The organism is Mycobacterium sp. 1423905.2, assembly GCF_001673155.1.
GTDB lineage: Bacteria > Actinomycetota > Actinomycetes > Mycobacteriales > Mycobacteriaceae > Mycobacterium.
In genome coordinates this window covers 17,128-29,199 of the sequence record NZ_LZLE01000059.1, presented here as the reverse complement: position 1 = coordinate 29,199, position 12,072 = coordinate 17,128, and the positions used below count along the sequence as shown (strand labels likewise).

The window sequence follows — 12,072 nt, the reverse complement described above, 5'->3', positions numbered from 1 at the left end:
GCCGTGCTCGCCGGCGCGGGGGCCGATGTCGACGATCCAGTCGGCGTGCTCGATGGTGTCCTCGTCGTGCTCGACGACGATCAGGGTGTTGCCCAGATCCCGGAGCCGAGTGAGGGTTTCGATGAGACGGCGATTGTCGCGCTGATGCAGGCCGATCGATGGTTCGTCGAGCACGTAGAGCACCCCGACCAAGCCCGAGCCGATCTGGGTGGCCAACCGGATCCGTTGCGCCTCACCGCCACTGAGGGTGGCCGCCGCTCGAGACAGCGACAGGTACTCCAGCCCGACGTCAAGCAAGAACCCGAGCCGCGACTGAATTTCCTTGAGCACCTGCCCGGCGATCGCCTTCTCTCGCGGGCCCAGCGTCAGCCCGTTGAGGAAGTCCGCACAGTCGGCGATCGACAGGTCACACACCTCGGCGATCGACATGTGCCCCCGCTCGCCGGCAGCCAGCGTCACCGCCAGGATCTCCGGCTTGAGCCGAGTGCCCTCACAGACCGGGCAGGGCACGTCGCGCATGAAGCCCTCGTAGCGTTCCTTCATCTGCTCGGACTCGGTCGCCGCCATCTTGCGCTGCAGGAACGCCAGCACGCCTTCGAAGTCGGCGTAGTAAGAACGGGTGCGCCCGTAGCGGTTGCGGTACCGCACGTGGACCTGCTCGTCGCAGCCTTCCAGGATCGCCTTGCGGGCCTTGGCCGGTAGTTTTCGCCAGGGGGTGTTGACGTCGAAGCCCATCGCGTCGCCCAGGCCGGCCAGCATTCGGGTGAAGTACTCCGCGGTGTGTCCCGTCGACCAGGGCGCCACCGCACCCCCGGCCAGCGTCAGGTCCGGGTCGGGCACCACCAGGTCCGGATCGACCTCCTTGCGGATGCCCAGACCCGTGCACTCGGTGCAGGCACCGTAGGGCGAGTTGAACGAGAACGAGCGGGGTTCGAGGTCGTCGACTGCCAGGGCGTGCCCGTTGGGGCAGGCCAGCTTTTCGGAGAACCGCTGCTCGCGATGCGGCGCGCCGGGTTCGTGGTCGACGAATTCCAGCACCACGATGCCGTCGGCCAGGTTGAGCGCGGTTTCCACGGAGTCGGTGAGGCGCTGCTTGGCGGTCGCCTTGACGGTCAGGCGGTCCACCACCACCTCGATGTCGTGCTTCTCCTGTTTCTTCAGCTTGGGCGGATCGGTCAGCGGATGCACCACGCCGTCGACCCGCACCCGGCTATAGCCCTGGGCGTTCAGCTTCTCGAACAGGTCGGCGAATTCGCCCTTGCGGGTGCGCACGACCGGCGCCAGGACCAGGAAACGCGTGCCTTCCGGCATCGCCAAGACTTGGTCGACGATTTGCTGGGGCGTCTGCCGGGCGATGCGCTCCCCACAGATCGGGCAGTGCGGCGACCCCGCCCGCGCATACAGCAACCGCAGGTAGTCGTACACCTCGGTGATGGTGCCCACCGTCGACCGCGGATTGCGGTTGGTCGACTTCTGGTCAATGGACACCGCCGGCGAAAGTCCCTCGATGAAATCGACGTCCGGCTTGTCCATCTGGCCCAGGAACTGCCGGGCATACGCGGAGAGCGACTCGACATAGCGCCGTTGCCCCTCGGCGAAGATGGTGTCGAACGCCAGCGACGACTTGCCCGACCCGGACAGCCCGGTGAAGACGATCAGCGCATCGCGGGGCAGATCAAGGTCGACACCGCGCAGATTGTGCTCCCGCGCACCCTTGACGATCAGGCGCTCAGCCAATGGATTCCCTTCGCAAACAGACCTCGTTCCCCATGCTATGTGGCCGTACCGACAAGCGAGCGCGGACCAGTAACGTGACCCCTATGACTTCCGTGGCAGACGACTACACCGGACACGTCGACCCTGGTAGCGCGGCCCGACGCACCCTGCCGGGCGTCACGATCGTGAAGGCGTCGGTCGGCCCAATGGACAACAACGCCTACCTGGTGACCTGTTCCGCGACCGGCGAAACCCTGCTCATCGACGCCGCCAACGACGCCGACGTGCTGCTGGACCTGATTCGGCGCTACGCGCCCACGTTGACGTTGATCGTCACCAGTCACCAGCACTTCGACCATTGGCAAGCCTTGGCAGCGGTCGCGCAGACGACCGGAGCGCCGACCGCCGCCCATGAAATTGACGCCGAACCGCTGCCGGTCCAGCCGGACCGTTTGCTGGCCCACGGGGACACCGTGCAGATCGGTGAGCTGAGGTTCGACGTCATTCATCTGCGCGGGCACACCCCGGGCTCGGTGGCGCTGGCGTTGAACGGGCCCGCGACCGGAGGCGTTACGCAATTGTTCACCGGCGACTGCCTGTTTCCCGGTGGTGTCGGTAAAACCTGGCAGCCGGGCGACTTCACACAGTTGATCGACGACGTGTCGTCGCGGGTGTTCGACGTGTACGACGACTCGACGGTCATCTACCCGGGCCACGGCGACGACACGGTGCTGGGCCAGGAACGTCCGCACCTGGACGAGTGGCGCGAACGCGGTTGGTAGCGGCTGCGCGCTAGGTGGTGTGCACGATCAGCACGTCGACCTTGGCGCGGCGGGAGACGTTGGCGGGCACCGAGCCTAGCAACCGGCCCGCGATCGTGCTCAGCCCGACGTTGCCGACCACCAGCAGGTCGGCCTTCTCCTCTTCGGCCAAGTGCACCAGCGCGTCGACCGGAGCGCCGACGATCGGGCGCTCTTCGACGTTCTTCGCGCCCGCATTGTGCGCCCGTTCCTTGGCGTCGTGCAGGATCTCGTAAATGGGCGCGGTGCCCGTGACTTTGTAGCTTTCGTCCTTCAAGACGTCGGCGGCTCGAGAGTCCTCGTGCTGAGGCAGGTACGCCGAGGCGATGATCAGCTTGCAGTCCGCTCCCGCGAGCCTGGCTGCCCGGTCTACCGCGCGCATCGACGAGTCCGAGCCGTCGGTCCCTACGACCACGGTTTGATAGGCGCCCATTTACCCTCCAGTGTCGTTAGCTCAGCCAACCCAAGACAGTATCGCGTTGCCTAACGAAATATTGGTCAGATTAACCACACCGCTAGGGCGTGGCGCAATCCCGCGATTGCCCGGTCGGGCGGACGCCGGAATGCCCCCGTACGCGGGCGATGTGCGCAGTGCTTGGCCGGCCGGTCGAAACTCGTTGCCGCGTCGGCTCTTTGGGATGACGAGCAGTTACTTTTGGCAATGCACCGTTCCGTCGGTGGGGTGTGGCCACAAACTGCCGGTGACCGGAATCATCGCCGGAACCTTACAGTGACAGGCATCATGTCCGTGTCCACCGTGGAGCAGCCCGAGCCGGCCGTCGACGACGGAAATGCCCGGCCACAGCCGCGCGGCAGGTTCCGCGACCCTGTTTTGATCGCCGTGCTGGCTGCCGTGATCAGCGGCGCGTGGGCCAGCCGGCCGTCGCTGTGGTTCGACGAGGGCGCGACGATCTCGGCCGCGGCCAGCCGCACCCTGCCGGAGCTGTGGAAGTTGCTCGGCCACATCGACGCTGTGCACGGCTGCTACTACCTGCTCATGCACGGCTGGTTCGCCGTCTTCCCGCCGACCGAGTTCTGGTCCCGCGTGCCGAGTTGTCTGGCAGTGGGAGCTGCCGCGGCCGGCGTGGTGGTCTTCACCAAGCAACTGGCGCCGCCGAGCTCTGCCCGAATGCTGGCCCTGTGCGCCGGAGCCTTGTTCGCCATCCTGCCGCGAGTGACCTGGGCCGGCATCGAAGCCCGCTCCTCGGCATTGTCGGTGGCGGCCGCGGTGTGGGTGACCGTGTTGTTCGTCGCGGCAGTGCGGCGCAACCGGGCGCGGCTGTGGGTGTCTTACGCGTTGTCGTTGATGCTGTCGATCCTGATCAGCATCCACTTGGGCTTGTTGGTCACGGTGCACGCCGCGATGCTGCCGCTGCTGGCTCCCGCGAACGCCCGCAGATCGCCGTTTCTGCGGTGGTTGACCAGCGCCGTCATTGCCCTGGGCGCCATGACACCCTTCGGGCTGTTCGCGCACGGACAGGTGTGGCAGGTCGGCTGGATCGGGGGTTTGACCCGCAACCTGTTTCTCGACGTCGTACATCGCCAGTACTTCGACCACAGTGTCCCGTTTGCCATCTTGGCCGGCGTGCTCGTCGTCGTAGCCATCGTCGTCCACGCCATCGTGACCAGAAAGGGGGGGGCGTCCGGGCCGGCCGGCGGTACTCGTCGGCTGCTGCTGATCGCCACGGCATGGATCGTGATCCCCAACGCCGTGGTCCTGATCTACTCGGTGACCGTCGAGCCGATGTACTACCCGCGCTACCTGATCCTCACCGCGCCCGCCGCCGCGGTCGTGCTGGCGCTGTGCATCGTGACGATTGCTCGCAAACCGTGGCTCGTCGCTGGACTGGTGCTCGCCTGCGCGGTCGCGGCTTTTCCGAATTACTACTTCACTCAGCGCGGACCGTATGCCAAGGAAGGGTGGGATTACAGCCAGGTCGCTGACCTGATCAGCAGCCACGCTGCGCCCGGCGACTGTCTGCTGGTGGACAACACGGTGCCGTGGAGACCCGGGCCCATCCGGGCGCTACTGGCCACTCGCCCTAACGCGTTCCGGTCGGTGATCGACGTGGAGCGGGGCGTTTACGGGCCTAAGGTGGGCGCACTGTGGGACGGTCACATCGCCGTGTGGCTGACGACGGCCAAGATCAACAAATGCCCGGCGTTGTGGACGATCACCAACCGCGACAAGTCCTTCCCCGATCACCAGGCTGGTCAGTCCTTGCCGCCGGGGGCGGCGTTCGGGCGGACCCCGGTTTACCAGTTCCCGAGTTACCTCGGCTTCCACATCGTGGAGCGGTGGCAGTTCCACTACTCACAAGTCGTGAAGTCGACGCGGTGAGTGCGCCTGATCGACCTACTCGCTGTGTCGGTGCGCCGCCTGGTAGGAGGCGATGAACCCGAGGGCGGCCAGTGCGGTGAACACCGCGTACAACCAGCGGGCTGCCGCTACCTCCCCGCCCGGGGCGGCATTGACGACGACTCCCGCCAGCCCGGCGCCGATTGCCGCTGAGCTCAGCTGGACGATGTTGATGGCCGCGGCCGCCGCACTGCTCTCCACCGGGTCGTCACCGCAGTCCATAGCCCGCACGGCGAGGTGCGGCCAACCGATCCCGATGCCTACCCCCGTGATCAGGAGGGCCAGGGCCCACAACGCAACGAACCCGAGCGGGGCGTATGCGCGCTGGGTCACCGCGCCCAGCGCCAGGCCCGCCGCCATGACCAGCGGTGCGGCCGCCACGGCGTGCTTGATCACTTGCCGATCGGTGATCGAAGCGCTGACGATCTCACCGAGCGTCCATCCCGTGGCGAGCGCCGCTCCGAGAAAACCGGCCTCGACCGGGCTCAGATCGGCCAGTTTTTGACCGAACAACGGCACGAAGATGTTGGCCATCGCGGCGGCCATCTGTACCGACATGGTCAAGTAGATCCACTTCAACGGCCCTGGCTTGAAGACGTTGCGCGGCAACACCGCAACATGCATGCGCCAATCGACCAGCACAAAGATGGCGATCAGGACGGCACCGGCGGCGAGCAGCCCGAAGGTGCTGGGCAGGGTGCGGGGCAGCGAGGCGACGCTGATGACCAGGGCGGCCGCGCCCATCAGCAGCAGTGACCAGATGGGCACCTTCCGGGTGGGCGTCGCCGATTCCTCACCGGCGGTCTCGACCTCAATGGGTTGCAGCACGGTCAGCACCAACAGCGCCATCAGTCCGGCTATCAGGCCCATCACGGCGTAGGCCCACCGCCATAGGCCGAGTTGCGCGAAGATCCCGCCGACCACCGGTCCGATCAGGGTCGACACACCCCACATTGCCGAGACCAGCGCCGAACCACGGGTCCATAGCGAACGCGGTAACGCGGAGTTGATCAGCGCATAACCGAGGCCGGCCAGGAGCCCACCCGCCACACCTCGCAACGTGCGTCCGGCGACCAGAATATGCATGCTGGGAGCGGCCGCATTCACCAAGCTGGCGAGCGCGAAGGCGCCCAGCCCGATCAGGTACGAGCGTCGTGCCCCGATGCGCAGCAGCATCGGATGGACGATGGTCGCCGCGACCACCGAACCGACCAGATACAACGTGGTGGCCCAAGCGAACAGGTGGCCACCGCCGATGTCGGTGACGATGGTCGGAAGCATGCTGACCGTGAGGAATTCGTTGGTGGAGTAGAGCAGGACGCCGCCGGCGAGGACCGTGGCCGCGCCCAGATGCTGGCCGAGCAGCTCACGCCAACTACCGGTCTCGCTGGCCGCGTAGGTCACCCGTACACCGTATGGGGCGTAGCGGCATGACGATCGCGTCGGCTTGCCTTGGCCGAAGCGACGAACCCCACCGCGGCCAGCACCGCGAACACCCCGTACAACCAGCGAGCCGCGGCCAGTTCACCGCCCGGTGCGTGGTTGACCACAACTCCGGCCACACCCGCGCCCAGGGCGGCCGAAATGACCTGCACGGTGTTGATCGCCGCGGCCGCGGCCCCACTCTCGGACGGATCATCGACCGACTCCATCGCGCGCACGGACAGATGCGGCCAGGCCATCCCGATCCCCGTGCCGGCAATCAACAACGCCAGCGCCCAGACCGCCACCACCCCGATCGGCGCGTCGGCACGTTGAGTGAGCGTCGCCAGGGCGAGCCCCGCGGCCATCACCAGCGGCGCGACCGCAATCACGTAGCCCACCCGCCGCGGGTTGCTCACCGACGCGCTGGCGATCTCGCTGACCGTCCAGCCGACGGCCAGAGCCGCACCCAAGAACCCGGCCACGACCGGCGACAGATGCCCGAGGCGTTGACCGAACAGCGGCACGTAGGTGTCGACCAGCACCGCCATCATCTGCACCGCCATGGCCAGGTAGATCCAGCGCAGGGGCCCAGAACCAAACACGCTGGGCGGCAACACCGCTGCGTCGCTGCGTCGGTCCACCACGACAGCTGCCGCGACCAACAGCAAGCTCGCTGCAAGCAATCCTGCGGTCGCCACGACGTTGCGCGGAAGCTGCGCAACGCTGACCGCCAACGCCGCGGCGCCCATCAAGAGCAGCGTCCACACCGGCACCCCGGCGGTGGTGGTCGCCGAAGCTGTAGCCGCTGGCCCAGCGCGCCGCGACGGGCCGGCGGGCAGGGCGAGCGGCACCATGATCGCCATCAGCGCCGGCAGGACTGCCATGGCGCCAAATGCCCACCGCCACAGCCCGAATTGTGCGAAGAGACCACCCGCGGCGGGTCCGAGCACGGTTGCGACGCCCCACATCGCCGATACCAGCGCCGAGGCGCGTGTCCAGAGCGACTTCGGCAGCGCGGAGTTGATCAGCGCGTAACCCAGGCCGGCCAGCAGCCCGCCGGCCACCCCCTGCAAGGTACGGCCGGCGACCAACACCTCCATGTTCGGCGCCGAAGCGCAGACGACACTGGCGCTGCCGAACACCAGCAACCCCAACAGCAAAGACCGACGGGCGCCGTAGCGCAGCAGCACCGTGTTGACGGTGGTTGCCGCCACGACGGAGCCTACGAGGTAGAGGGTGACCACCCAGGCATACAGCCGGGCGCCGCCGATTTCGGCGATCGCGCTGGGCAGCAGACTGACGGTCAGGAACTCGTTGGTCGCGTACAGACCGACACCACCGGCCAGCACGGTGGCAGTGCCCAGATATCGCCCGAGCAGCTCACGCCAACTACCGGTCCGGCTTTCTGTCTCCGTCACTTCAGACCGGCTGCGTCCATTCCACGCAGTTCCTTCTTCAGATCAGCGATTTCGTCGCGGAAGCGGGCCGCCAACTCGAATTGCAGGTCACGTGCGGCCGCCATCATCTGCTCGGTCAGGTCCTTGATCAGGTCGGCCAGTTCAGCGCGCGGCATGCTGGCGGTGTCGCGTCCCTCGATCACGCCGGCGCTGACCGCGCGACCGGGTTCGCCGGGGGCGCGCCGACCGCGGGAGGCGTTGCGGCCGGACCCGCCGATTTCGACGTCGGTGTCGTCGGCCTCGCGATACACCTGGTCGAGGATGTCGGCGATCTTCTTGCGCAGCGGCTGAGGGTCGATGCCATGCGCCTCGTTGTAGGCGATCTGCTTGGCGCGGCGCCGCTCGGTCTCGTCGATGGCTTCTCGCATCGAGTCGGTGATGCTGTCGGCGTACATGTGCACTTCACCGGAGACGTTGCGGGCGGCCCGGCCGATGGTCTGGATCAGGCTACGAGTAGACCGCAGGAACCCTTCCTTGTCGGCGTCGAGGATGGCCACCAGTGACACCTCGGGCAGGTCGAGTCCCTCACGCAGCAGGTTGATTCCAACCAGCACGTCGTAGTCGCCCAACCGCAGCTGCCGCAGTAACTCGACCCGGCGCAGCGTGTCGACCTCGGAGTGCAGGTAGCGCACCCGGATTCCCATTTCGAGCAGGTAGTCGGTGAGGTCCTCGGCCATTTTCTTGGTCAACGTGGTCACCAGGACCCGCTCGTCGGCCTCGGTGCGCTTGCGGATCTCGCCGATCAAGTCGTCGATCTGGCCCTTGGTCGGCTTGACGACGACCTTCGGGTCGACCAGCCCGGTGGGACGAATCACCTGTTCGACGAATTCACCGGCGGATTGGCTGAGCTCATACGGGCCGGGGGTGGCCGACAAGTACACCGTCTGCCCGATCCGGTCGGCGAACTCCTCCCAGGTGAGCGGACGGTTGTCCACCGCGGAGGGCAGCCGGAAACCGTATTCGACGAGGTTGCGCTTGCGCGACATGTCGCCTTCGTACATGCCGCCGATCTGCGGCACGGTCACGTGCGACTCGTCGATGACCAGCAGGAAGTCCTCTGGGAAGTAGTCGAGGAGCGTCGCCGGCGGCGAACCCGGCCCGCGGCCGTCAATGTGCCGCGAGTAGTTCTCGATGCCCGAGCAGAAGCCGACTTGGCGCATCATCTCGATGTCGTAGTTGGTGCGCATCCGCAGCCGCTGGGCCTCGAGCAGCTTGCCCTGCGACTCCAGCTCGGCGAGCCGCTCGGCGAGTTCTTGCTCGATGGAGGTGATCGCCTGCGCCATCCGTTCGGGACCGGCCACATAGTGGGTGGCCGGGAAGATGCGCAGCGAGTCGACCTGCCGGATCACCTCTCCGGTCAGCGGATGCAGGTAGTACAGCGCCTCGATCTCGTCGCCGAAGAACTCGATCCGTACCGCCAGTTCCTCGTAGGACGGAATGATCTCCACGGTGTCCCCGCGCACCCGGAACGATCCGCGGGTGAACGACATGTCGTTGCGCGTGTACTGCACGTCGACCAGCAGCCGCAGCAGCCCGTCCCGCGGCACCTCCATGCCGACCTGCAACTCGACCGACCGGTCCAGGTAGGACTGCGGGGTACCGAGGCCGTAAATGCAGGACACCGAAGCCACCACCACCACGTCCCGGCGCGACAGCAACGACGAGGTCGCCGAGTGGCGCAACCGTTCGACGTCGTCGTTGATCGAGCTGTCTTTCTCGATGTAGGTGTCGGTTTGCGCGATGTACGCCTCGGGTTGGTAGTAGTCGTAGTACGACACGAAGTACTCGACGGCGTTATGCGGCAACATTTCCCGCAGTTCGTTCGCCAGCTGGGCGGCCAGCGTCTTGTTGGGCGCCATCACCAGGGTGGGGCGTTGCAGACGCTCGATCAGCCAGGCGGTGGTCGCGGATTTTCCGGTGCCGGTGGCGCCGAGCAGCACGACGTCGCGCTCCCCCGCGCGAATACGCCGCTCCAGCTCGTCGATGGCGGCGGGCTGGTCGCCGGCGGGCGGGTACGGGCTGACGACCTCGAAAGGGCGACCGGTACGCACGACCGCCTCGACCGCGCGGTACTCCGAATGCGCAATTACCGGATGTTCGGTGGCAAAAGCCATAACACCAGGGTAGAACCAGGCACCGACAAGCTTTGTTCCGCGCGGTAACGCTGGTCGCTGTAACAACCCCCGTCGCGGGCGAGGAGAAAGCTAGTGGTGCCGAGTCCACATCCGGGTTACCGGATCGCATTCGATCAGGTAACCGTCGTTGGAGGCGGACATGGCGAACACCGGAATGTCGGGCTTGTCGCACGATGCGCCTGCAGCGTGTACGCCGGTGGTGATCGGCGCCTTGTCCCACGTGTTGCCTTCGCAGACCACCTGTTCGTTGCTGGTCTGGTCGTATCCCAGCTTGTCGACGTCGCTGCACACCCCGCCGAGAACCGGCGGTGAGGGCTTGCGGGCCGGCGAGGTGGGGGCGCTGAGCGTCTGGGCGGGATCGGCCAGCTTCACCCCCGCCGGCACGTCGCCGACCCGGGTGGCGACCACGGGCACCCGCAGCACCGCGCCCTGGGCGCCGCATTCGTTGCTGAGCACTGTTTCGGTCTCCACGCCGCGCAGCGTGCCGTCGGGCTGGGCCGCCAGCGACCAGGCGACCGTCTCCTGCTGGGTGGCGCGCACCGGCCCGTTCGGCTGCTTACAGCCCACCCGCGCCTGCTGCGGGGTGCCTTGCCAATACCCGGCGATGAAGCGCAAGGCGTCGGTTTGACCGCCGTCGGCGGTGCTGGCCACCTGGTGGTTGGTGTCGTCGAGTTGCACACCGCTGGCCGCGCACCCGTTGGTGGTGCAGACCGAGTGGAACGCCCACCAGTTGACGTCGACGCCGTCGTGGCGGATCGGCAGCCCATTGGTGGTGCGCTTGGACCGGTCATAGTTCAACCGGTAGGTGCCGTCGAGGACTCGGGCGGGCGGTCCGGCGACGGGCGTGGCCGCACTCGCGGCGGGATCGCCGGGGCGGGCGGCCAGCGCCGGCTTGGGCTGCGTCGGATCGGTCTGAATGGTGTAGAGGGTCGACCACGTCGCGGCCACCGCGATCAGCACCGCACACACCAGCGCGGCGGCCACCCGGGTGCGGGCCGAGAACTTGTGCCGCAGCGCTCTGAGCACGCCGCGATGCTGGGCCGGTTCGTCGGCCTCGGTTTCGGTGTCGCCGAGGTCCTCGGCAACACTGGCCAGCTGCTCGCGAATCGCGGCCGAAAACGCTCGACACCGCTCGAATCTGTCTTCGGGGTTCTTCGCCAGGGCCCGGAAGAAGATGTCGTCGAGATGCGCCAACTCGGGGCGGTGGTCGCTGAGCCGCGGCGGGTCGTCGTGCAGGTGCTGGCTGATCACCGCGATCGGGTTGGGGTGTTGGAACGGCGGGGCGCCGGTGAGCAAGTGGAAAGCGGTGGCCGCCAACGCGTATTGATCGGCGCGGCCGTCGATGTTGGATCCCGCCAACTGTTCGGGTGCGGCGTAAGCGACGGTGCCCACGGCGACGTTGGTTTGCGTGATGCCGCTGATGTCCCCGAGGTGCCGGGCTACCCCGAAGTCGGCCAGCAGGATTCGACGATCGTCGTCGTCGACGTGGGTGAGCAGAATGTTGGCGGGTTTGACGTCGCGGTGCAGCAGCCCGCGGTCATGGGCGTAGTCGAGCGCACCGGCCACCGCGGTCAGGATCGCGCACACCTCGTCGGTCGGCATGCCGTCGGGATACCGCTCCTTGACCAGCCGCGAGGCGTCGGTGCCCTCCACGTAGTCCATGGAGATCCAGAGCTGACCATTGAATTCACCGCGATCGTGAACACCGACGATGTGCGGGTGCCACAGCGTCGCGGCCAGATCGGCCTCCCGGTTGAACCGCTCGCGGAATTCGCTGTCGGCGGTGATCGCCTCGGCCAAGACCTTGATGACGTCGCGGCGCGGCAATCGCGGATGCAACGCCAGGTAGACCTCGGCCATTCCGCCGGCGCCCAGCCGACGCAGGATCGTGTATCCGGCGAAGCAGGCGCCCCGATCCATTTCCAGCCGCGGCGTACTGGCGTCACGCTCGACGCGGGCAGGGCTGACCGGAACGGGCGAAATCTCGGCGTTGGGCGCGGAGTCCACCGGCGGAACCCGGCGCAAGAAGTGCGCGACGGTGGCCGACGGCAAGGACTGGAAGCCCGCGCGCAGCGCCGCTCGGGCCAGACGCGGGTTGCTCAACAACCGCCGTCCGGAATTGAGACGTCGAGTGCCGCCGGACTGGTCGTCCATACCGCTCCCCTCCCTTCGCGCTGCAA

8 protein-coding genes are annotated in these 12,072 nt (G+C 67.1%); 2 read left to right on the top strand and 6 right to left on the bottom strand.

The annotated features are described in order from the left end of the window. On the bottom strand, positions 1 to 1,737 hold a 1,737-nt coding region (uvrA, locus tag A9W95_RS03720), incomplete at its 3' end, for an excinuclease ABC subunit UvrA (protein ID WP_067409281.1). An 83-nt stretch (positions 1,738 to 1,820) separates the two neighbouring features. Between uvrA and A9W95_RS03715 the strand changes: the two genes are divergently transcribed. Beyond that, the gene (locus A9W95_RS03715; RefSeq protein ID WP_067409280.1) at positions 1,821 to 2,498 is read left to right on the top strand and encodes an MBL fold metallo-hydrolase; all 678 of its coding nucleotides are present in this window, start codon (positions 1,821 to 1,823) and stop codon (positions 2,496 to 2,498) included. A 10-nt stretch (positions 2,499 to 2,508) separates the two neighbouring features. On the opposite strand, the gene A9W95_RS03710 is transcribed toward A9W95_RS03715, so the two are convergent. Next, positions 2,509 to 2,949, bottom strand: a complete 441-nt coding sequence (locus A9W95_RS03710) for a universal stress protein (protein ID WP_067409279.1) — start codon at positions 2,947 to 2,949, stop codon at positions 2,509 to 2,511. A gap of 228 nt (positions 2,950 to 3,177) precedes the next feature. Here A9W95_RS03710 and A9W95_RS03705 point away from each other — a divergent pair, with 228 nt between their 5' ends. Continuing rightward, a complete protein-coding gene (locus A9W95_RS03705) occupies positions 3,178 to 4,857 on the top strand; it encodes a hypothetical protein (RefSeq protein WP_156745980.1) in 1,680 nt (559 codons plus the stop codon). A gap of 15 nt (positions 4,858 to 4,872) precedes the next feature. On the opposite strand, the gene A9W95_RS03700 is transcribed toward A9W95_RS03705, so the two are convergent. The 4 genes from A9W95_RS03700 to A9W95_RS03685 all read right to left on the bottom strand — a co-directional run bounded on the left by A9W95_RS03700 (position 4,873) and on the right by A9W95_RS03685 (position 12,046). Next, positions 4,873 to 6,279 carry an MFS transporter gene (locus A9W95_RS03700; RefSeq protein ID WP_067409277.1) on the bottom strand — a complete coding sequence of 469 codons (1,407 nt, stop codon included), beginning with the start codon at positions 6,277 to 6,279 and terminating at the stop codon, positions 4,873 to 4,875. Continuing rightward, positions 6,276 to 7,718, bottom strand: coding sequence for an MFS transporter (locus tag A9W95_RS03695; protein ID WP_067409276.1), 1,443 nt, complete (start codon positions 7,716 to 7,718; stop codon positions 6,276 to 6,278). Before A9W95_RS03695 ends, A9W95_RS03700 begins: the two co-directional genes overlap by 4 nt. Further along, positions 7,715 to 9,871 carry an excinuclease ABC subunit UvrB gene (gene uvrB / locus A9W95_RS03690; protein WP_067409275.1) on the bottom strand — a complete coding sequence of 719 codons (2,157 nt, stop codon included), beginning with the start codon at positions 9,869 to 9,871 and terminating at the stop codon, positions 7,715 to 7,717. Before uvrB ends, A9W95_RS03695 begins: the two co-directional genes overlap by 4 nt. A gap of 90 nt (positions 9,872 to 9,961) precedes the next feature. After that, on the bottom strand, positions 9,962 to 12,046 hold the full coding sequence (locus A9W95_RS03685; protein WP_067409274.1) for a serine/threonine-protein kinase: 2,085 nt from the start codon (positions 12,044 to 12,046) through the stop codon (positions 9,962 to 9,964). Positions 12,047 to 12,072: the final 26 nt, after the last annotated feature.

Excerpts from the sequence above, each read along its gene's own strand:
- A9W95_RS03710 (WP_067409279.1), bottom strand. The coding sequence starts at position 2,949 with ATGGGCGCCTATCAAACCGTGGTCGTAGGGACCGACGGCTCGGACTCG.
- A9W95_RS03715 (WP_067409280.1), top strand. The coding sequence starts at position 1,821 with ATGACTTCCGTGGCAGACGACTACACCGGACACGTCGACCCTGGTAGC.
- A9W95_RS03685 (WP_067409274.1), bottom strand. The coding sequence starts at position 12,046 with ATGGACGACCAGTCCGGCGGCACTCGACGTCTCAATTCCGGACGGCGG.
- A9W95_RS03705 (WP_156745980.1), top strand. The coding sequence starts at position 3,178 with ATGCACCGTTCCGTCGGTGGGGTGTGGCCACAAACTGCCGGTGACCGG.
- uvrB (WP_067409275.1), bottom strand. The coding sequence starts at position 9,871 with ATGGCTTTTGCCACCGAACATCCGGTAATTGCGCATTCGGAGTACCGC.